This is a genomic window from Cytobacillus pseudoceanisediminis (genome assembly GCF_023516215.1).
GTDB classification, from domain to species: domain Bacteria; phylum Bacillota; class Bacilli; order Bacillales; family Cytobacillaceae; genus Cytobacillus; species Cytobacillus pseudoceanisediminis.
In genome coordinates this window covers 3,531,590-3,552,665 of the sequence record NZ_CP097349.1, presented here as the reverse complement: position 1 = coordinate 3,552,665, position 21,076 = coordinate 3,531,590, and the positions used below count along the sequence as shown (strand labels likewise).

Below are 21,076 nucleotides of genomic sequence, written 5' to 3'. Positions count from 1 at the left end.
ATGGAAGCTGACTCTGGCTGCGCTGTTTCTGGTTTGCCTCCTGTCAGCCTGCCAAACGGAAACAGCACTCAAAAAAATCCCAGGAAAGCAATTCCTTCTGCAGGCGAAGTGCAAGTAAGAGGGGATGGGGAGAAAGCCGTTAAGATCGGCTTTTCAATGGATACTTTATTGGAAGAGCGCTGGCTGAAGGATAGAGATTTGTTCAAAGAGGCCGTAGAAGAACTCGGAGCCGAAGTGGAGATCATGGCTGCGAATGGGGATGATGCGGTCCAAATATCACAGGCAGAAACATTGATTAAACAGGGGGTCGACCTGCTGGTTGTCGTTCCACATAATGCTGAAGCCACCGCTTCGATCGTCAAAAAAGCTCACGAGGCAGGCATCAAAGTCATCTCATATGACCGGCTAGTGAAAAATGCCGATATCGACTTATATATATCCTTTGATAATGAAAAGGTTGGAGAGCTGCAGGCAAGGGCCATCACCAAACTGGTTCCTAAAGGGAAGTATGTGTACATTGGCGGAGCAATCACTGACCATAATGCCCATTTATTTAAACGAGGAGTCTTTAACGTGCTTCAGCCTTTAATTGAAAAAGGCGATATACAGATTGTATATGATCAGTGGTCCAGAGATTGGACGCCTGCGAATGCATTTGTAAATATGGAAGAGGCTCTTAAAGCCAACCAAAATCAAATAGATGCCGTGATCGCAGCCAACGATGCTACCGCAGGCGGAGCCATCCAGGCACTGGCAGTGCAAGGGCTGGCAGGGAAAATTCCTGTAGCAGGACAGGATGCTGAGCTTGCCGCTGCCCAGCGGATCATCAGAGGTACCCAGACGATGACGGTATACAAACCTATCGGCACGCTCACCAAAGAAGCTGCTGAACTAGCGGTCAGGATGGCGAAGGGAGAAAATATAGAAGCAAGCCGAAAAATTAATAATGGAAAAATCGAGGTGCCCTCGGTCCTTCTTTCGCCAATTGCTGTCGATAAACACAATATGGATCGTACCATTATTGCAGATGGGTTTCATTCCAGAGAAGAAGTTTATAAGTAGGGACGATAGGACATGTACACATTCCCGGCCCCCACTGGGACGAGGAACCTGTCCTAATGTCCCTATTGCATGAACGGGTCTGCGCTGGTATGATTAATATAATTAAAATGAAATGGAGGTTTTCCTGTTGACAGCATCAATGAGATTAAGAAACCCGCTTTTCAATCGTTAATTGAATACGTTTGAAGGCTCTGCCTATGTTCAGAGCAACGGGATTGGTCTGTCTATTTAAGGAAACCTAAATTTAACGGTTATTTTTAAAGAGGAGATGAATTTCTCCTCTTTTTTGCTGTCTTTAGAAATAGAATGTATAGAGCGGATTAATCAACTGAATATAGGCAAAGCTTGTTTTTATTAACTAATATAGAAATGAGTGATTAGACAATGAGTACAAAAAATCCTAATCTGCAGGAGAATTGGCTTAAGAATATTATTCTCTTTTTAAGCAGTCAGACGATCTCGCTGTTTGGATCGTCCCTCGTTCAATACGCCATTATGTGGCATATTACCTTAACGACAGAATCTGGTTTGATGATGACGCTCTACATCATATGCGGTTTTATTCCGACCTTCTTTTTATCACCGGTCGCGGGTGTCTGGGCAGACCGGTATAACCGGAAAATGCTGATTATTTTAGCAGATGGTCTTATTGCCTTTTCAACACTGATTCTCGCTATCCTCTTTTTTATGGGTTATGAATCCATTTGGCTTCTATTTGTCATGGCAGCGATCCGTGCCCTTGGAACAGGGATTCAGACTCCTGCTGTCGGGGCGATTCTGCCTCAGATTGTCCCGAAGGATAAGCTCACAAAGGTAAACGGAGCAAACGGAAGCATTCAAGCCGTTATCATGTTTGTCTCGCCAATGGTCAGTGCTGCTCTGCTGGCAATGTCATCACTTGAAATCATCTTTTTCATCGATGTCATCACAGCAGCGATTGCCATTGTTACACTGATGACTTTTGTCAAAATTGCTGTGCACGAAAAGGCCACGGCCAAACAGACTACGAGCTACTTCAGCGACTTTAAAGAAGGTCTGCAATATGTAAACAGCAATCCATTTCTGAAAAAGTTCTTCCTGTTCTTTGCTGTCTTCTTCGTGCTGATGGCGCCTGCCGCCTTTTTGACGCCGCTGCAGGTTACCCGCACCTTTGGCGGAGATGTATGGAAGCTGACAGCCATTGAAATTGCTTTTTCAGTCGGCATGATGATTGGCGGAGGAATCATTGCTTCCTGGGGAGGCTATCCAAATAAAATTAAAACGATGACCCTCGCCAGTCTCATCATGGGAATATGCACTTTGGCGCTTGGCATTGTCCCGGTCTTCTGGATCTATTTAGTGTTCATGGCCTTGTTCGGTGTGGCGATGCCAATATTCAACACGCCAACTACTGTCATGCTGCAGGAAAAAATTGAAGAGAACTATTTAGGCAGGGTGTTTGGAGTCATGGGGATGATCTCCACCTCCATGATGCCGATCGGCATGCTGATATTTGGACCAATTGCAGATATCATTGCCGTCGAATGGCTTCTTGCTGGAACAGGGGCATTCATTATCCTATTAGCATTCATATTAGGGCGGGATCAGGTGCTTCTTGAAGCGGGGAAGCCAGCGCTGAGTGAATCGTAAGATATCTTTTATAATGGAGCTGTCATATGGGCAGCTCCATTTTTTTAGTTAGTTGAACAAGGAACGTCAGTCATGAAGGAGAATATTTATACTAAACATGTTTGGGGGGAGCTGGAATATGAGACAAATAATCGCTCTTGGAGGCGGGGGATTCTCTATGGAACCGGAGAATCCATTATTAGATGAATATATTTTGCGGCAGTCAGGAAAAGAAAATCCTAAAATCTGTTATATTCCTACGGCTACAGGAGATTCCGACATTTGCATCAAGTGGTTTTATGACTTTTTTGAAAATCAGAAGTGCCAGCCGTCCCACTTATCTTTATTTAAGCCGCCAACAAGAGATATAGAGGGTTTATACTGGATAAAGATATCATCTATGTTGGAGGCGGAAATACGAAGAATTTATTGGCTTTATGGAAAGAATGGGGACTAGATAAGATTTTAAGAAAGGCATGGGGCCAAGGGATCGTATTAGCCGGCATCAGCGCAGGATCCATTTGCTGGTTTGAAGAAGGGGTTACGGATTCATATGGCGATAAACTGGAGCCCTTAACATGCCTGGGCTTCTTAAAAGGAAGCAATTGCCCTCATTACGATGGGGAAGCGGAAAGAAGGCCTGCCTATCATGAGCTTTTGGCTTCTGATAAAATAAAGCCTGGAATTGCAGCGGATGATGGAGTGGCTATCCACTTTATTGAGGAAGAGGTCAGCCGAATCGTAAGTTCAAGACCCAACGCCAGGGCCTATAAGGTCTATTACGATAAAGAAGTAAAAGAGATTGAACTGAAAACAGAATACTTGGGGTCTTGAGGCGCACAAGTGAAGTTAACATTATTAAAATGGAAGGAAGTGCTTAAAGATGGATTTACAAACGGTTATGCAGGAGCTCGAAGCTCTCAGCAAGGAACGGACCAAGAAAATGTACATATCAAACGGCGCGCGCGAGCCGCTTTTTGGAGTGGCAACAGGTGCAATGAAGCCAATCGCCAAAAAAATTAAAAGAAATCAGCCTTTGGCAGAGGAGCTATACGCTACAGGGAACTACGATGCCATGTACTTTGCAGGCATCATTGCAGATCCAGAAGCCATGACCGAAGCGGATTTTGACCGCTGGATGGATGATGCATATTTTTATATGCTGTCCGATTATGTGGTGGCCGTTACATTAGCTGAAGCAGATATTGCACAGGCTGTTGCCGATAAATGGATCGAAAGCGGGGAAGAGCTGCGGATGTCAGGGGCTGGAGCTGCTACTGCTGGCTTTTGGGGAATCGTCCGGACGCTGAATTTTCCGAAGAGAAACTGGCCAAAATGCTTGATAAAGTGAAAGACACCATCCACGATTCTCCGGAGCGTACAAAATCCGCCATGAATAATTTTGTCTATACAGTGGGTGTTTCTTATTTGCCGCTCCATGAAAAAGCAGTTGAGACAGCGAAAGCCATCGGGCCGGTAGAAATGAAGCGGGACAAGAAAAAAGCAGTTTCCTGCACGCCTCAGAAAATATCCAGAAGGAAGTAGATAGAGGGAAGCTTGGCTTTAAACGAAAATATGTAAGATGTTAAACAATCAGTGATACTGGAATGGATGGGGCAATGAACCTGTTCCTTTGTCCCCAGACCATGTTATAATGAGGAACTTAGGAATTATGAGTAGTGCTCATGGTGGAACGGATGCCCAGAAAAGCCTCCGTCTAGTGATTAAATATGGAGGTGTGTAGTATGAATAAACGATGGACAATCAGTAAAATTAATGAATTTGTTGAGAAAAATTCAGATAGTAAGCTGTTATCGACGGAATATCATGGTTTTTCTCAAAAACTGCTTTTTAAATGTGCATGCGGCAGTGAGTTTGAAAAAACATTTACGAAATTTAAAAATAATCACCAGCGTAAATGTGATGTGTGCCAGCCGCCTAAAGCATCACGCTAAACGAATATAAGGAAATAAACGAAGTGCCGATTTCAATTTAAAGAAATTGGCGCTTTTTCTTTTAACAAGCTTCCTCTTTGTTCCGGAAAGAAGTTGACTGAAGCAAGTAAATTAATTATTATATTTGACAAAGGCAACTATATTCCGAGGAGTGATTTCTTTGTCCATGATCCCGTTTGAGGAAAGAATCAGTGCTGTTCGCCATTTTAACCGTTTTATGACCAGACAAATAGGAGCTTTGCGGGAAGGGTTACTACATAGCCCCTATTCACTGACAGAATCCAGAATCCTGTTTGAAATCGCCACTAACGAGGACCCTGCAGCATCAAATTTAACTCAAGAGCTGGGTTTAGATGCAGGCTATTTAAGTCGAATATTAGCCCGATTTGAAGAGAAAGGCCTTATAAAGAAAGAACGTTCTGCTAAAGATGCCAGGCAGCGCATTTTAAAGCTTACGCCAGAGGGAGAAAAAGCTTTTTCTAAACTAAATGAACGTTCATACAATGAAATAGCGGATCTTCTTGGGAAATTATCGGAAAGTGAACAGCAGCAATTAATTAACGCTATGAAAACCGTTGAAGGACTGATCAGCAAGAATGAAAGCCTAAAATTTTCAGGCCCGTATTTTCTTCGTCAGCATGAACCTGGTGATATGGGGTGGGTTGTACACAAGCATGGTCTTTTGTATTCACAAGAATTTGGATGGGATGAGAGATTTGAAGCTCTTGTATCTCAAATTGCAGCGGACTTTATAATCAACTATAATCCTAAGCGGGAACGCTGCTGGATTGCCGAAATGAACGGAGAAATAGTGGGTTCTATTTTTGTTGTAGAAGGAAGTGAGGATACAGCTAAGCTTCGTCTATTAATAGTAGACCCAAAGGCGAGAGGAATGGGCCTTGGTTCACAATTGGTTGAAGAATGCATAAACTTTTCCAAACAAGCAGGATATAAGAAACTCGTTCTATGGACAAACAGTGTTCTTAAAGAAGCGCGGCATATCTATCAGAAAAAGGGATTTCAGCTTGTTAAGGAGGAAGAACATCATAGCTTTGGGCACGAATTAGTTGGAGAAACGTGGGAACTGCTGCTTTAAGGGACACGGGGACAGGTACACTGTCCCTTTTGCTGATCTTTCAGAGAAATTGTGTCCCCCTCAGGTCATTGGATTAATAAAAAGCCTCCATTCAAATTGAATGGAGGCTCATAGAAGGAACCGGGATTACGGATGAATGGCCGTCGGCCTCCAGTAGCCATGGTTGGTTATTGGTTACGGATGAAGTTGTAATGGGTCATGGATAATCGGTTTGCCATTGCCATTACAAGGTACCTTTGTACACAATAGGAGGGTGTTCCTTCTATGCCTTGAAGCAGAGTCTCACCACTTCAAGGTCTAGAAATACTTTTCGCTGTCAAACTCTAATTCTATCAAATAATTCTTGTTATTGATTAAGTTGGACAGACGATTCGCCTGGCGTTCGGCTTCCAGGCCCTTTAATCGGTACTGCTCCGGATCAAATAGCGCCATTTTCACCATCGACACGTTTTCCGACACTGTATAAAGGAATTCCTCTCTGGCTGCTGTGCCATATTTCTTGAATTTGCGGGCCTTTGCCCGATATTGGGTGGCAAGCTCAATTGCTTCTACGATTGGCAATGATTCATTGTTAAAGGTGATGTCATTTTCAATATTGGCTTTATATACAAGCTTATCCAGCAGTCTCATGTCTTTACGGACTTCATCCATCTCTTTTTCCACCATACCAAGCGATCTTGGCATTTCAGGAAGCTTGCTGCCTTTTTCAATATCGGCAAATGCTACACGGTCCATTTCTTCTTCTAACTCGTGAATTCGTTTAGCCAGAACACTTTTTAATTTTACTGCTTCAGCCAGGGTAAGTTTTTGCATGCCTGAATCTGCTCCTTTAATAGATTCGTTCTTAGTATTATTATATAGTCGGGAGTAATATATTGGAAGGAATAGCTTTCTCCTTGACTCTCAGGGGCGTCTAGAAAGGTAAATAAAATTAGTATTCAAGCTCAACGAGGAACCTTGTAAAGACAGTCTGCTGAAAAATTACATCTCTGATAAAGGGAAGGTTGTTTTCGGTTAATTTTAATGATATATTTCCAATAATAAACTTATTAAAGACCTTTAATAAGTTTATTATTGAATACTTTTAAATCTGTTTAATAAGTATGATTTGCAGGTGGTGAGAATAATGAAGACTGCTCCAAAAGCTTTAAGCCTGGGCATCCTTTCTGGTATTCGCAGATCACTTTTAGACCTGGGAAGTGCAACCAAAGTTGAACTAAGTGATAAATTGGGAATCAGTTTTCCGACGATAAGCAAGTTCCTTTCACAGATGGAGAAGGATGGGGAAATTCTGTCGTCGGGACTGGATGAATCCAGCGGCGGGAGAAGAGCGAAAAGATATACATACAATCCTGACTATATGCTGGGCCTGGCAATTTTCTTAGAGAAGACAGAGACGAATTATGCCATTTTTAATTGTGCGGGAGAAGTGAAGGAACAAGGAACCCTTCAAAGTGTATTGACTGACGGCGGGCTGAATTTATTAACGGGCTCGATTGAAAAATTATTGGCGGATAAACAAGCAATCCGGTCGCTTGCCATTGGGGTGCCGGGTTCCGTTAAGAATGGGCGGATCTTTTATATACCCGGCTATGAACAGTTTCAAGACTTCGATATTAAAGGATATTTTGAGAATTTCTTTTCGATGCCAGTTGTTGTAGAGAACGACATGAATGCTGCAGTTCTTGGATATCACCATTCTAAGGGGATAAAAGATCATCAATCCCTTGTGTATTTATATTCCGGTCAAAATGGTCCTGGTGCGGGATTTATGATCAACGGGGATGTTGTGCGGGGAAACACTTTTTTTGCCGGGGAAGTTTCATTTGTTCCTCAATATGATGACCGAAACTTCCGCGAAGCCTTGGAAAATGGATTCAGTCATAAAGAGGTGCTGATATCCAGAGATAATCAGGTTGATGCTATCAGCAGATTAGTAGCCTCAATTACGGCTATCATTAATCCTCATACGTTCATCTTCTGCAAAGATGAAGTGGAAGAGACCCTGGTAGAAAAAATTGCAGCAGCAAGCTCAGAATACATCCCGGCAGAACATCTGCCCATTCTGGCAATAAGTGATTGGAAACAGGACTATTTATACGGATTGCAGAGTCTGGGGCTGGCGCTTATGCTTGAGTCGCCTGAAAAATATATCAGAAAATAGGTGAGGCTGAAGCATGGCAACAATCCTTTTGGTGATCATATATTTGGCTTTTATTAGTCTGGGTCTGCCGGATTCAGTGTTAGGGGCGGTATGGCCTGTCATGCAGGCAGACTTAGGCGCCCCGCTGGAGACTGCCGGATGGCTTTTTATGACAATAGCTGGCGGTACAATCATCTCGAGCTTAGGTAGCGGAAGAATACTCAAACGGTTTGGAACTGGGAAGGTATCTTTTTTCAGTACGTTAATGACTGCTGCCGCGTTACTTGGCTTTTATTTTGCTCCATCGGTTTATTGGCTGTTTCTATGTGCCATACCTCTCGGATTGGGGGCAGGTGCAATTGATGCAGGATTAAACGATTATGTTGCTGCGCATTATAAAGCACATCACATGAGCTGGCTGCACAGTTTCTGGGGAGTCGGAGCCACTATTGGCCCGATCATCATGGCCCAGTATATAGCAGGGGGAACTCCTGGAGCAATGGGTATTTTGCCATTGCAGGAATACAATTTGTGCTGGCAATCATCCTTTTGCTGACTTTGCCTTTATGGAATAAAGGAAAGAAAAATAATAAAGCTTTAGTTGGAGAGGCGGAGGAATCAGAAGAAAGAGTGGATCATGCTGAAATTGTAAAACCGCTCCAAATCAAAGGAGTTAAATTAGCTTTATTATCCTTCTTGTTTTATTGCGGGGCAGAAGCCACGATGGGGCTCTGGGGAAGCAGCTTTCTGGTAAGCATGAAGGGCCTGCCGGCAGCGGAGGCTGCCCAATGGGTTTCCTTTTATTTCGCAGGCATTACAATTGGCAGATTTATTACTGGTTTCATTACGTTTAAAGTGAATAATCGTACTCTCATTCGGATGGGGCAAATTCTTGCACTTGCTGGTGCCATCCTTCTTTTCCTGCCATTTACATCCGTTTTCGCGCTTGCAGGCTTTGTTTTGGTTGGATTAGGATTGGCACCAATCTTTCCGTGTATGCTGCACGAAACGCCAGCGCGTTTTGGGAAGAAGCATTCCCAGACCATCATGGGTTATCAAATGGCTGTTGCATATACAGGCAGTACCTTTCTGCCGCCTGTTCTAGGCTTCATTGCCTCTCATTCAACAATTGGGATTTTCCCGTTATGTATTGTTCTTCTTGCTGCAGCAATGTTCTTAAGTTCTGAAAAACTGAACCGCCTGCTGAATAAGAAAGAGATTAATAGCTCTGAGGATGTTACCTTTAGCACAAATAGATAAATTTGAAAGTAGGCCATTAAAATGAAAACAGAAAAAGAGAAAATGCTGGCTGGAGAAATGTATGATCCTGCTGATCCGGTATTACTAAAGGAGCGCGAAGAAGCAAGGGGAAAGGTCAGAATTTATAATCAAACTCTGGAGACTGAAGGAGAAAAAAGGACAAAATTATTAAAGGAACTGCTCGGTTCAACCGGGAAAAACGTTTATATGGAGCCAAATATCAGATTTGATTACGGTTATAATACGCATGTAGGAGAAAACTTTTTCGCGAACTTCGACTGCACTATTTTAGATGTCAGTGAAGTTCGTTTTGGAGATAATTGCATGCTTGCACCCGGAGTGCAAATTTATACGGCAACACACCCGCTTCATCCTGCTGATCGCAATTCAGGCAGAGAATACGCAAAGCCGATCATGTTTGGAAACAATGTATGGATTGGCGGAAGTGCCGTAATCAATCCAGGTGTAACAATTGGGGACAATGTTGTTATCGCTTCAGGTGCAGTTGTTACGAAAGATGTGCCTGATAATGTAGTAGTTGGCGGAAATCCAGCTAAGATAATTAAACAAATTGAGCTTTGAATTCTCCTAAAGCATCAATAAAAAGAAAAGCCAATTCCCATTGCGGAATTGGCTTTTCTTATGTTTCAAGGTGCAGGGAAACTGACTTTATTTTTCAAGCTTCCGTTACTACAGTGGTTTTTGCATGAATATGGCGTTATTGCTCATTAGAAGTGCTGCTCCCATGAATCTCCTCAACACGAATAATATTGCTCATCTAAGATAAAACTTTTAAATAAAAACATTGGAGGAAAGACATGAGAGAAAAGAAAGAAAAGCAGCTCGAGAATATCCAAAAAAATGCTCAGGATTTATATGAAATAAGCAATACTGAATACGGACTTGAATCAGTTGCTGAAGGCTGTGATTTCGCTGAGGGGGAAAAGGATACACCGCCCAATTGTGGAGAGTTATAGGGTAATGGCCTAGTGTTTGGGATTGATCTGAAACAGGCATTCAAAAGGAAGGCTGCGATTTAGCAATAAACATACAAAGTGAACAGGTAAAGACCGAATGAAATAGTAAGCATGAATTACAAAGTATAAAGAAGAAGGAGAGCAATGGATTTGCACAATGCTCTTCTTCTTTTTTAGTATTATTGTTAAGGTAATCCGGTAACAGGTATTTAGGTTCCAGCAAGGATAGAAGAAGCTAAAAACCCCAGCCATTGTAGAGGGCCACGCATGTAGGTTATTGATCCTTCTCTTGTTTCTTTGCCAAAATCGTCCGCAGTTCGTTAATTTCCTCATCAGACAGGGAGTCTTCCTGGATGAATTGGACTAGCATGGATTTCACCGTTCCGCCATAGATTCGCTTGATAAAGGATTGAGCTTCAGCCCGCTGGCATTCATCCTGTGAATAGAGCGGGAAAAAGGTATAGATTCTCTGGTTTTTATTTACGCCGACTACATTCTTATGGACAAGCCTATCCAGAAGAGTACGGATTGTTTTGGGCTTCCAGTCTGTACTCTCTTGTAAGGATAGAATGACTTCATTAGCCGTTTTGGGTGCGCCGTGCCAAAGAACAGTCATGACTTCCCACTCGGATTCTGAGATGCTGGGAATCCTATCAGTCATATTACCGCCCTCCTTCTTTAATGAGATGAAGCAATTAATAAATGCCTTTCTGCTTCAAAATGGATAATGTAATTTCAGCTGCTTTACTTCCATTAGAGTCATCTTCATTCTGTATATTCGTTGCAAAAAAGTATGTGTCCTGCCCTGACTCAACATATCCAATGAACCATCCATTGATGTTTTCTCCATTTACAGTGCCTGTACCTGTTTTTCCTGAAAGGAGGGCTCCCTCTTTTCTCTCTAGTTTAATGGAATCCTTCACTGTTTGGATATTCTTTTCTTTAAATCCAAATTGATTTGCATAAAATTTTTTAAGCAGCTGAACTTGTTCCACTGGAGAAATTTTAAGGGAAGATTCCAGCCAATATTCGTCTATTCCACCAGTTAGATCACGATTCCCGTACTTGATTCGGTCTAAGAAGGTTTGAATAGTACCGGGCTGCACCTGCTGGTCTAACGATTGAAAATACCATGTAACAGAATTTCTTATTGCAGAAGTTAAATCCTGATCCGCATTCCAGGAATCAATAGGATACTTAAGTCCGTTCCATTTGGCCGACGAGTTTTCAACCGTTATGGTGCCTGATTCTAAACCAAGCAGAGCACTATAAATCTTATAAGTGGAATTTGGTGAAACCCTTAATGTGCTTTTATTCCGATTATGAATAAGATATTGGTCTGCTTCTTTATCATACAACACAAAGCTTCCATCAAACCCTGCAAAATAATTGCCTAAATCCTCATAAATAATGTTATCATCCTTAAATTTATAGCTGCTATTTTCATGAGCCATTACAGAGATAAATGGAGCTTGGCCTGCAATAAATATCCCCGCAAAAAGGAGTACTGCCGCACTTTTCCATCTCAGCAGTTTTGATTCCGGTTTAAAACAGGCAATTTTTTCGATTCTCGTTTTGATCTGTTTCTTTGACCCGTTTAAATGGTTTGCCAAATCGACAGTCACTGCCCTTGAGGCTTTATGGGCAAAATGAATAATGCTGTTTCCATACTCCATATAAGCCTTCTCATCCAAAGAATTTAAAACCTTAGCATCACAGGCGATTTCGCGATCCAGCCTCATTCTCCTAAACGCAAGCCAAACTAGAGGATTAAACCAATATAAAACTTGAAGAATCACCATAAAATAATTGACTGCAAAATCTTTATTTTTATAGTGGCTCAGTTCATGTAAAAAGATATATTCTATATCCTTTTCAGAAAGCCACTCGTCAAAATGGCGGGGAAGCACCACATAAGTCTTTAAAAGGCCAAACGTCATTGGGGTTTTAACGAGAGATGACTCTCCGACAATAATACATCCAGTAATCTTCAGTTTGTGTTTGCAGTCCTCGAATAATGATAAAAGCCCGTTATTTCTCAGGCTGTTTGTGTGTTTCTTTATTTTACTGATCTTAAGCATTGCGAGCAGCGTAAATACAGTTAAAATAGCCACTCCTGAAATCCAAATAAAGAATAAAGCATTATTTAATAATGTTAAATCATAGCGTTCCACCGAGACGGTTATGTCCTCCATCCAATTATTTTGCCTTAATGGAACCTCTGCAGATGGCGCAGTTTGGGATTGAAGGCTGCTATTGCTATTCCAAAAGGATAATGAATCCGCAAATGGCATGAATTGTAATGGAATAAGAGGCAGTGGCAGAGCAAGCAATACTAGAAACCAAAGATTATAGTGAGCTTGGGCTGTTAAATGTTTCTTTAAAAGTCTTTTTAACAGAAGAATGACTCCGATTGCAAAAGAAGACACCAGCAGACATTCCAAAAAACAGATAAGAACTGTGAGCTTGTTATCATCCTCAGACCTTCCTTCTAAAATTTTACATCTAGTTTTAATTCCCTGGATAAAATGAATACCAATCCTGCTAGCATTCTATTTTTACTTTATCAAATCATGGTGATCTTGTGAAACACCATAATATCATGGGTTTCTAGCGGTTGACAAAACAAGATTACAAATGTAGTATTGTATTACACTTGTAGTCTATATGCGTTGTTTAAAAGTAAAAAGCTTAAAATTTTTATGGAGAGAGGTAATAATATGAGGAAACAATATCATTCTGTTTTTAGTAAGAATAGGTTAAAAGCAGTCCGGCTAGTCAGTTTGGTTCTGCTTCTTGCCCTGACTGGCTGTGCAAATGGCAGTTATCAATCAGATGTCAGTGCGGCAGAAAACTCCAAAGAAACTTCTGTAAATACAAAACAAAAATTCAAAAAGCTGGAGAAGGAATTTGACGCACGGCTTGGTGTGTATGCATATGACACAGGAACGAAAAAGACAATTACTTACAGGTCTAATGAGAGATTTGCCTACGCATCTACATTCAAGCCGCTGGCAGCTGCAATATTGCTGCAGAGAAAATCACTGGAGGAAATGAATGAAATCATTACATACACAAGTGATGACCTGGTGACATATTCTCCTGTTACAGAAAAGCATGTAAAGACTGGCATGACTTTAAGGGAACTCTGTGAAGCGGCAATCCGGTTTAGCGACAATACAGCAGGCAACTTAATTTTAGAGGAATTAGGAGGGCCTGAAGGATTCGAAGCAGCTTTGAAAGAAATGGGGGATACTGTTACAAAGCCTGAGCGGTTCGAGACGGATTTGAACGAGGCAGAGCCAGGGGACATTCGGGATACAAGTACACCTGAAGCACTTGCAGCAAGCCTTCAGAAAGTTTTAATTGGCGATTTTCTGACTGAAGAAAAGCGGAACATTTTAACCGAGTGGATGCGGGGTAACGTTACTGGGGATCCATTAATCCGTGCTGGTGTGCCAAGCGGCTGGGAAGTAGCTGATAAGAGCGGTGCAGCAGGCTTCGGAACACGTAATGACATTGCGATTGTCTGGCCGCCGAACAGGGAGCCGATTATCATGACGATCCTTTCCAGCCGGGATTCAAAGGATGCCGAATATGATAACGCTCTGATTGCAGAGGCAGCGGAGATGGCAATAAAGGCTTTGGATGATGAAGCTTGAATGATTGGGGAAGGACAAAGATTATGTTTTCCTCCTCCTCCCGCCAGATTTTATATTCGAAATCTGAGAAAAATAGACATGAAATTGATAGTTTCGATTTAGAACATATCCGAATTGATAAATATGATGGGGGCACTATTGGAGGAGTTCTACTGTTTCAACAGCGGGACTTAAACTAGGTGAATGGAAAGTCCTTGAGTGGAAAGAGTTATGGGGGAGGAGTATCTTCATGGTGTTAGGATGATGGATATTAAATCCGAATTTTCATCGGTTTATAGCGAAAGGTACTATTTGACTCAATTGAGTCTTACCAAGCATTTTCATTATTTTGTATATAAATAGGCAGCCAAGCAATTTATGAGTTCACTTTAGCGCTGCTTTCATAACTAGCTCTAAAGTTAAGCATCACCATGTAGTAACCACTGCGCGTCTCTATATATTCCTTTTTCATTAATCCAAGGTACTGAGCATAAACGAAAGCAGGCATTCATAAAGTTATATGGTATGAGAAAAATTAGGGAGGGCTTATATGTTTTATCACATCAAAGAATTACAATATCATGCCAAACCTGAAAGACCTGATCCTGTTTATGCGAAGAAACTTCAAGAGGTACTTGGTGGCCAATTCGGCGAAATTTCTGTAGCGATGCAATATCTGTTTCAAGGCTGGAATACCCGGGGGATGGGAAATACCGCGATCTTTTAATGGACACAGGGACAGAAGAATTGGCACATATCGAAATGCTTTCAACGATGATAGCAAGATTGCTTGATGGAGCACCGGTGGGGGCACAGGAGGAGGCAGCCAAAGATCCTGTTTTGGAAGCAATTTTAGGAGGGATGAACCCTCAGCATGTAATCGTTTCTGGATTGGGGGCAATGCCTGCTGATAGTGTCGGCAATAGGTGGACAGCGGATTATATTATTGCGAGCGGAAACCTATTAGCTGATTTCCGGGCGAATCTTACAGCAGAATCCCAAGGGCGTCTTCAGGTAGCCAGACTTTATAATGAAACTACTGATCCAGGTGTAAGAGACATGCTGGCCTGGCTCCTTGCAAGGGACACTATGCACCAAAATCAGTGGATCGCAGCGATTCGGGAATTGGAATCAAAAGAAAATATCGTGGTTCCGAGTACATTCCCTAAACACTTAGAAAAACAGGAAGTCTCATATGTTTTATTCAATTTTTCAGATGGCGATCAAAGTGCCAAGGGGCGCTGGGCAAGCGGGCCAAGCATGGATGGCCAGGGAACATTCCAATATGTTAAAAATCCGCAGCCATTTGCAAAAAAACCTAAGCTTAAGCCAGCTCCTCCATATATATATAATACACCGCCTTCAGTTATGAGGCAGGATCAAATTCCTCCCAGTCTTTCATAAAACTACTCCCTGACTTTTCGTATGAAAAGCAGGGAATTTTCATCTTTTAATATGGGATACTGTGTAGTCAAGCCTACACTAGACATTTGGAGGAAAATAAAGAGCTGATAACTTGGCAGGAAGCTATCAGCAGTATTGTTTATAAATCAAAAAGGGGTAATTCACAGCAGGTTAATATTATTTTCTTGGCAGTATCTTAGTATTTCTACATTCCAAACTGAAGCCTGGACTTCCCCAATATGTGCTTTCTTTAATAAAAACATGCATAATCTGGACTGCCCTATACCTCCTCCAAGTGTATAAGGAAGTTCTCCATTAAGAAGAGATTTATGAAACTCCAGTAAGATTCGTTCCTCATTATTTTCAAGCTTTAATTGTTTTAGCAGCGTATTTTCATCTACCCGGATACCCATAGAAGAGATTTCAATAGACCTTTCCAGCAGTGGGCTCCAAAATAAAATATCTCCGTTAAATGACCAGTCATCATAGTCTGGAGAACGGCTGTCGTGCTTTGTTCCAGACCGCAGAGCTCCACCGATTTGCATTAGAAAAACAGCGCCGTATTCCTTTGAAACGGAATCCTCTCGCTCCTTTGGGGTCAGGTGGGGATAGAGGTCCTCCAGCTCCTGTGCTGTGATAAAATAAATATCCTCTGGCAATACCGGCTTAAGGGCGGGGTGAAACTCATACATGTGTTTTTCCGTCGACTTCATTGCCTGATAGATATTCCTTACCTCGGCTTTGAGTGTTTTCAGATTTCGCTGATCTTTTGAGATTATTTTTTCCCAGTCCCATTGATCCACATACATTGAGTGAAGGTTGTCTAATACCTCATCTCTTCTAACGGCATTCATATTTGTGTAAAGTCCCTCACCAATAGTAAACCCATATCTGCCTAAAGCGACTCTTTTCCACTTTGCTAAAGATTGAACGATTTCAATTTGATGATCTTTAATATCTAAAGCATCAAATGAAACAACTCGTTCGCTTCCGCTTAAGTTATCGTTTATTCCATTGCCTTCACTTACTAATAAAGGTGGTGATACCTTTATCAGGTTTAAGTTCTCTGAAAGCCTGGCTTCAAAATGCTTTTTTAATTCATTAACAGCAATTTCTGTATTCATTACATTAAGTATAGGTTTGTATCCACCTCTTGGAATGACTAATGTCTTAGGTATTTTAATCACCTCCAAATTTTTTGGAAAACAAGACTGAAACCCTAACTGATAATTTTCAGGCTATTTTTATGAATGGATGAGTCTTAACCATTTAATATTAAAAACTAAATTATGTTATGTATTCTTTTTCGAATCGTTACTGTTAATTTTTATGGGGAATAAGCAGCAAAAAGTGAGTGGAGGACATTTCCCCTCCGCCTTGACTATATTGCAGGCTGCCCTGTATATGGATAATGTATGATGCACGTCGTTCCTTTTCTGGAAGAAATGTTTTCCATTTTTGCAGTTTGCTGTGTATTAAACATTGGATGCTGATAATAGCCATGCTGGTTTTCAACCATCCCCAAACATCAAATACTATTTCCTGGATACAGGTAAAATTGACTGATAAAGCATTTTCACTAAATTGTATAAGTGTAATTGTAAAAAAAACTAGGGAGAAAGGCTGGTTTTTTTCATACTATCTTTATTTATCTATAAAGACATCAACACACTAGATCAACATCTCTTTTTTAGAATATGGTTGAATACATATTTAGATAGGAGATGGAGAGCATGAACAAAAAATTATTAATTGGTACAGGGGTGGCTTTGTCACTGCTGTTCAGCCCAATCAGCCAGGCGTTCGCAGCAGAACCGACAACAGGAGAAAGGAAACAAGTGGATAATATAGCGCATCGCGGTGCCACAGGGTATGCACCGGAGAATACAGTAGCCGGCTTTGATCTGGCTGTAGACATGAAAGCTGATTATATCGAAATTGATGTTCAAAGAAGCAAGGATGGCGAATTAGTGGTAATTCACGATACATCTGTGGATCGTACAACAGATGGAACCGGAAAAGTGGGGGATTTAACGTTTGACTATTTAAGAAGTCTCGATGCCGGCAGCTGGAAAGGGGAACAATTTGCCGGGGAACCAATCCCGACATTTGAAGAGATTCTGGATCGCTACCATGGTAAGGTTGGAATATTAATAGAATTGAAGGCTCCAGAGCTTTACCCTGGCATTGAAGAACAAGTGGCGGATAAAATAAAAGAACGAAATCTTGATAAACCGCAAAATGAAAAAATCATTATCCAATCTTTTAACTTTGAATCCATGAAAACAATGGATCAGCTTCTGCCTAATGTTCCCATTGGTGTACTGACATCTAATCGTGCGGATACTACAGCGGAAGCTTTACAGGAATTTTCAGCCTATGCAGATTGGTTTAATCCAAGCTATGGAATTGTCACAAAAGAATTAGTGAATCAGGTTCACTCTCTTGGCATGCAAATTGGATCATGGACAGTGCGCAGCCAGGATGCCGCCGACTTCCTGTTCGAAATGGATGTTGACGCCATTATTACCGATTATCCGGATTATGTTGATCCTAGAAACTAATATCAGGAAAGGGAGCAGCTGCTGCTCCTTTTTTTGCTGAATTGGGAAAGGGATTATTTGTGTTTCTATGGAATATAAACCTTATCCTTTTTCAGAGGTGAAGCTCATGAACATAAGAAAAGCTGTTTTAGCTGATTCAAAGGGTATTGCGAAGGTACATGTTGATAGCTGGAGAACAACCTATAAAAATATCATTCCTGATGAATTTTTGAAGAAGCTATCCTATGACAGGCGTACGGAATTATGGAATGAAAATATTATAAAAAAGGGAAATTATGTATTTGTTGCGGAAAATAGCAATGGTAAAATCATCGGATTTGCTGATTGCGGCAAGAGAGAAAGTAATCATGTTCCGGAATCCGGTGACTTAACTGCCATTTACCTCCTAGAGGAATATCAAGGTAAGGGAGTTGGCAAGAGGCTATTAAGGAAGGTTTTCCTGCAATTTGAAGAACTTGGCTTTAATAGAATTTTTGTTGAGGTACTTGAAGATAATAAAACCCGCCATTTCTATGAGTATTATGGTGCAGAATTATATAAAACAGAAAAGATTACTATTGCAGGTGCTGAATTGAATCTTCTTATATATGAATGGAATAACATTGGGGATGTATTAATTAAATTCTAATCCAGAAAACTCGTCATATTGACGAGTTTTTATTTTTCTCCAGCTCTCATGAACTTATAAAATAATAATATTATTTTACCAAACTATATAAAGAATTAAGCTCCATACAAAAACTGGAATGACATCGCTTACATAAAATTTTCAATAATTTAAATTGACTGAAAAGTATAATTGTATTATTATTCTAACAATATATATTTTTCGCAACACGAATGAATAGGTATTCAACATAGAGGGGGAAGGGTTTATGTCACAGCTGTTAGCGTTAGTAATTCTTTTGTTTATTTTATTTATTGGAGATTTGGTTGCGGTTCGCACGAAGGCATGGGTGCCGTCCATTTTCGTCTGTGCCGTACTGTTCCTTGCCGGCTATTGGACTTTTTTCCGCAGGACATCGTAGCTTTGGCAGGAGTTCCGCCGGTTGTGGCTACGATGATGATGTACTTATTGATTACCAATATGGGGACTTTGCTATCGATTCAGGAATTGAAAAATCAGTGGAAGACGATTGTGATTGCTTTGTCAGGGATTTTGGGAATTATCGCGATATTACTTGGAATCGGTACCTTTATCTTTGGATTTAAAACGGTGGTTGTCGCCATTCCGCCATTGGTTGGAGGCGTTGTATCTGCCCTGATTATGTCCGAAGGAGCGAAAGAAGCGGGACTGGCTTCTTTATCTGTCTTTGCAATCGTGATTTATGTTATGCAGGGATTTGCTGGATATCCGCTCACCTCCATTGTCCTGAAAAAGAAGGAAAGCGGCTTTTACAGCAGTACCGAAGCGGAAAGCTTGCTTATAAGACACAGGGCATGGCGAGTGAAGAGACGGCTGCAGCAGCAGAGGCAGCTCCAAAACCTGAGCTTAAGCTTTTTAGAAATATGCCGGAGAAATATAATACAGATTTCTTCAAATTTTTAAGATTGGCGGCAGTATCCTACCTTGCTTATCTGACATCAACACTGCTGGCTCCAGTTGCGAGTGTCAGTCCATTTGTACTTTGTCTATTGTTCGGGGTTATTGCCACAAGTATTGGCTTTCTTGAGAAGCAGGTACTGCAGAAAGCAAATGGTTTTGGCTTTGCGATCATGGCCCTGATGCTCTTTATTTTTGACGGCTTAAAGCAGGCTACACCCGGGATGATGCTTGAGATTATTTATCCGCTGGCAGGAAGCATTATTCTAGGCGTAATAGGAATGTATATCTTCTCATTCATCGCAGGGAAAATTTTAAAGGTGAGCAAGGAAATGGCTTTCGCGGTTTCGCTGACGGCACTATATGGTTTCCCGGCTGACTACATTATTACAAATGAAGTGATTAAATCATTGACAGAAGATGAAAAAGAGAGGGAAATGCTGACCAGCAACATGCTTCCGCCTATGCTTGTCGGGGGATTCATCACGGTGACGATTGTGTCGGTGGTATTAGCCGGAATTTTTGTCGGACTATTATAAGAAAGGGATTGGATCGAAATGAGTGAAGTTCAAACAGGGAAAAATGTGAATCTGGAAAAAGTACAGGGGCGAATCGAAAACCATATTGACACATTAAGCACTTATACAGCGACTCCAGGCAAAGGAACAACCCGGCTGACGTATAGTCAGGAGGATTTTCTTGCACGGCAGTATATTAAGGGGAAAATGAAGGAAGCGGGCTTGGCTGTCCGTGAAGATGGATTGGGCAATATCTTTGGAAAGCTTGAAGGGTCCCTAAAAGATGCACCAAGTGTTCTAATCGGTTCTCACTTTGATTCCGTCCCGAATGGGGGATCCTATGATGGGCCTGCCGGAGTTGTAGCAGGACTTGAAGTCGCTGCACTTTTCACTGAGAACGGATTAACGCCAAAATATCCTCTGGAGGTTATCGCCCTTATCGAAGAGGAAGGCTCCAGATTTGGCGGCGGCTTAATGGGTTCACGCGGAATGGTCGGTTTGCTGGCTGAGGAAGACTTTAAATCATTGAAGGATAACGATGGCATTACGACCGTTGAAGCCATGAAGAAAATCGGGCTCGATCCGTCTCTTCCGAAAACAAGAGACCAGCAGTCAGTAAAGGCTTATCTGGAATTGCACATTGAACAGGGACCTATCTTAGAAGAAAAGAATATCCCAATAGGGGTAGTCGAAGCGATTGTCGGCTTAACGCAATTGGAAGTAACCGTAAAAGGACAGGCCGGGCATGCCGGGACCACTCCAATGGACAGGCGGTCTGATGCGCTGGTTGCGGCCGCCGGGATGATAGCCCAATTTCCCGAGTTGGCGGCGGCTGAAGGAGAAGGAACGGTAGTAACCACTGGGCAATTGCAGGTCTATCCAAATGGAGCCAATGTAATTCCGGATCAAACGGTCTTTTCTGTAGACATTCGCTCCGGCAAGGAAGAACATGTCCAGAATGTTATTCAAAAAGTGAAAGAATTAGCAGAGATCTATCGTGATAGCGGAGTAGAAATAACGGTTGAACAGCTTTTATATATTCAGCCAAAAGAGATGAATAAAGAGATTGTGAGTCTGTTAAAGAAGAAAAGCAGTGAACTGGGTTTCACTTCATGCCCCATGAATAGCGGCGCCGGGCACGATGCAATGGTTTTCGCTGATTACACAAGTACTGGGATGCTGTTTATTCCAAGTAAAAATGGCCTGAGCCATTGTCCGGAAGAATGGTCGGATTCCAGGCATATTGCCGAAGCTGTTCAAATCCTGTTTGAGGCAGCAATAGAGTTAACGGAGGCGGAGTAAGAG

The 21,076-nt window shown here is 41.7% G+C and carries 15 protein-coding genes and 5 pseudogenes; 16 read left to right on the top strand and 4 right to left on the bottom strand.

Annotated elements, in window-relative coordinates; all coding sequences use genetic code 11:
- From xylF to M5V91_RS19070, 6 genes and pseudogenes are all read left to right on the top strand, one after another.
- Window positions 1-1,062: a D-xylose ABC transporter substrate-binding protein gene (xylF, locus tag M5V91_RS19095; RefSeq protein ID WP_284521438.1), complete on the top strand. Its 1,062-nt coding sequence runs from the start codon at window positions 1-3 to the stop codon at window positions 1,060-1,062.
- 384 nt (window positions 1,063-1,446) lie between these two features.
- Complete coding sequence (locus M5V91_RS19090) at window positions 1,447-2,691, top strand: MFS transporter (RefSeq protein WP_071157358.1); 1,245 nt, start codon at window positions 1,447-1,449, stop codon at window positions 2,689-2,691.
- A 118-nt stretch (window positions 2,692-2,809) separates the two neighbouring features.
- A pseudogene (locus M5V91_RS19085) lies at window positions 2,810-3,504 on the top strand (Type 1 glutamine amidotransferase-like domain-containing protein).
- A 49-nt stretch (window positions 3,505-3,553) separates the two neighbouring features.
- Window positions 3,554-4,259, top strand: a pseudogene (locus M5V91_RS19080) (DNA alkylation repair protein).
- A 156-nt stretch (window positions 4,260-4,415) separates the two neighbouring features.
- Window positions 4,416-4,625 (top strand): hypothetical protein, encoded by a 210-nt coding sequence (locus M5V91_RS19075; RefSeq protein ID WP_009335393.1) that lies wholly within the window; start codon window positions 4,416-4,418, stop codon window positions 4,623-4,625.
- Window positions 4,626-4,791: 166 nt separating this feature from the next.
- Entirely contained in the window at window positions 4,792-5,721 is a 930-nt protein-coding gene (locus tag M5V91_RS19070) for a bifunctional helix-turn-helix transcriptional regulator/GNAT family N-acetyltransferase (RefSeq protein WP_083390488.1), read from the top strand.
- Window positions 5,722-6,018: 297 nt separating this feature from the next.
- Here the strand turns inward: M5V91_RS19070 and M5V91_RS19065 are convergent, their stop codons facing one another.
- Entirely contained in the window at window positions 6,019-6,534 is a 516-nt protein-coding gene (locus M5V91_RS19065; protein WP_284521437.1) for a hypothetical protein, read from the bottom strand.
- Window positions 6,535-6,847: 313 nt separating this feature from the next.
- Here M5V91_RS19065 and M5V91_RS19060 point away from each other — a divergent pair, with 313 nt between their 5' ends.
- From M5V91_RS19060 to M5V91_RS19045, 4 genes and pseudogenes are all read left to right on the top strand, one after another.
- Entirely contained in the window at window positions 6,848-7,885 is a 1,038-nt protein-coding gene (locus tag M5V91_RS19060) for an ROK family transcriptional regulator (protein WP_071157362.1), read from the top strand.
- A 13-nt stretch (window positions 7,886-7,898) separates the two neighbouring features.
- A pseudogene (locus M5V91_RS19055) lies at window positions 7,899-9,124 on the top strand (MFS transporter).
- Window positions 9,125-9,145: 21 nt separating this feature from the next.
- Window positions 9,146-9,706: a sugar O-acetyltransferase gene (locus tag M5V91_RS19050; RefSeq protein ID WP_009335388.1), complete on the top strand. Its 561-nt coding sequence runs from the start codon at window positions 9,146-9,148 to the stop codon at window positions 9,704-9,706.
- A 236-nt stretch (window positions 9,707-9,942) separates the two neighbouring features.
- Complete coding sequence (locus M5V91_RS19045; protein WP_175502171.1) at window positions 9,943-10,101, top strand: hypothetical protein; 159 nt, start codon at window positions 9,943-9,945, stop codon at window positions 10,099-10,101.
- Between the two features lie 274 nt (window positions 10,102-10,375).
- Here M5V91_RS19045 and blaI read toward each other — a convergent pair whose 3' ends face one another.
- Both blaI and M5V91_RS19035 read right to left on the bottom strand, forming a co-directional pair.
- Window positions 10,376-10,762: a penicillinase repressor BlaI gene (gene blaI, locus M5V91_RS19040; RefSeq protein WP_009335386.1), complete on the bottom strand. Its 387-nt coding sequence runs from the start codon at window positions 10,760-10,762 to the stop codon at window positions 10,376-10,378.
- A 34-nt stretch (window positions 10,763-10,796) separates the two neighbouring features.
- Window positions 10,797-12,530, bottom strand: a complete 1,734-nt coding sequence (locus tag M5V91_RS19035) for a BlaR1 family beta-lactam sensor/signal transducer (protein ID WP_284521436.1) — start codon at window positions 12,528-12,530, stop codon at window positions 10,797-10,799.
- 291 nt (window positions 12,531-12,821) lie between these two features.
- Here M5V91_RS19035 and bla point away from each other — a divergent pair, with 291 nt between their 5' ends.
- Both bla and M5V91_RS19025 read left to right on the top strand, forming a co-directional pair.
- Window positions 12,822-13,763, top strand: a complete 942-nt coding sequence (bla, locus tag M5V91_RS19030) for a class A beta-lactamase (RefSeq protein WP_217026161.1) — start codon at window positions 12,822-12,824, stop codon at window positions 13,761-13,763.
- 529 nt (window positions 13,764-14,292) lie between these two features.
- A pseudogene (locus M5V91_RS19025) lies at window positions 14,293-15,146 on the top strand (manganese catalase).
- A gap of 161 nt (window positions 15,147-15,307) precedes the next feature.
- Here the strand turns inward: M5V91_RS19025 and asnA are convergent.
- Window positions 15,308-16,270 carry an aspartate--ammonia ligase gene (asnA, locus tag M5V91_RS19020; RefSeq protein WP_217026191.1) on the bottom strand — a complete coding sequence of 321 codons (963 nt, stop codon included), beginning with the start codon at window positions 16,268-16,270 and terminating at the stop codon, window positions 15,308-15,310.
- Window positions 16,271-16,879: 609 nt separating this feature from the next.
- On the opposite strand from asnA, the gene M5V91_RS19015 reads away from it, so the two are divergent.
- The 4 genes and pseudogenes from M5V91_RS19015 (at window position 16,880) to M5V91_RS19000 (ending at window position 21,073) form a co-directional block, all read left to right on the top strand.
- On the top strand, window positions 16,880-17,710 hold the full coding sequence (locus M5V91_RS19015) for a glycerophosphodiester phosphodiesterase (protein WP_019380248.1): 831 nt from the start codon (window positions 16,880-16,882) through the stop codon (window positions 17,708-17,710).
- Window positions 17,711-17,816: 106 nt separating this feature from the next.
- Entirely contained in the window at window positions 17,817-18,338 is a 522-nt protein-coding gene (locus M5V91_RS19010) for a GNAT family N-acetyltransferase (protein WP_009335380.1), read from the top strand.
- Between the two features lie 247 nt (window positions 18,339-18,585).
- Window positions 18,586-19,792, top strand: a pseudogene (locus M5V91_RS19005) (hypothetical protein).
- An 18-nt stretch (window positions 19,793-19,810) separates the two neighbouring features.
- Window positions 19,811-21,073, top strand: coding sequence for a Zn-dependent hydrolase (locus M5V91_RS19000; RefSeq protein WP_071157375.1), 1,263 nt, complete (start codon window positions 19,811-19,813; stop codon window positions 21,071-21,073).
- The last annotated feature ends 3 nt before the right edge of the window (window positions 21,074-21,076 follow it).

Bases quoted from the DNA above. Each gene is read 5' to 3' on its own strand.
- xylF (WP_284521438.1), top strand. From the start codon at position 1: ATGGAAGCTGACTCTGGCTGCGCTGTTTCTGGTTTGCCTCCTGTCAGC.
- M5V91_RS19090 (WP_071157358.1), top strand. From the start codon at position 1,447: ATGAGTACAAAAAATCCTAATCTGCAGGAGAATTGGCTTAAGAATATT.
- M5V91_RS19075 (WP_009335393.1), top strand. From the start codon at position 4,416: ATGAATAAACGATGGACAATCAGTAAAATTAATGAATTTGTTGAGAAA.
- M5V91_RS19070 (WP_083390488.1), top strand. From the start codon at position 4,792: ATGATCCCGTTTGAGGAAAGAATCAGTGCTGTTCGCCATTTTAACCGT.
- M5V91_RS19065 (WP_284521437.1), bottom strand. From the start codon at position 6,534: ATGCAAAAACTTACCCTGGCTGAAGCAGTAAAATTAAAAAGTGTTCTG.
- M5V91_RS19060 (WP_071157362.1), top strand. From the start codon at position 6,848: ATGAAGACTGCTCCAAAAGCTTTAAGCCTGGGCATCCTTTCTGGTATT.
- M5V91_RS19050 (WP_009335388.1), top strand. From the start codon at position 9,146: ATGAAAACAGAAAAAGAGAAAATGCTGGCTGGAGAAATGTATGATCCT.
- M5V91_RS19045 (WP_175502171.1), top strand. From the start codon at position 9,943: ATGAGAGAAAAGAAAGAAAAGCAGCTCGAGAATATCCAAAAAAATGCT.
- blaI (WP_009335386.1), bottom strand. From the start codon at position 10,762: ATGACTGATAGGATTCCCAGCATCTCAGAATCCGAGTGGGAAGTCATG.
- bla (WP_217026161.1), top strand. From the start codon at position 12,822: ATGAGGAAACAATATCATTCTGTTTTTAGTAAGAATAGGTTAAAAGCA.
- asnA (WP_217026191.1), bottom strand. From the start codon at position 16,270: ATGAATACAGAAATTGCTGTTAATGAATTAAAAAAGCATTTTGAAGCC.
- M5V91_RS19015 (WP_019380248.1), top strand. From the start codon at position 16,880: ATGAACAAAAAATTATTAATTGGTACAGGGGTGGCTTTGTCACTGCTG.
- M5V91_RS19010 (WP_009335380.1), top strand. From the start codon at position 17,817: ATGAACATAAGAAAAGCTGTTTTAGCTGATTCAAAGGGTATTGCGAAG.
- M5V91_RS19000 (WP_071157375.1), top strand. From the start codon at position 19,811: ATGAGTGAAGTTCAAACAGGGAAAAATGTGAATCTGGAAAAAGTACAG.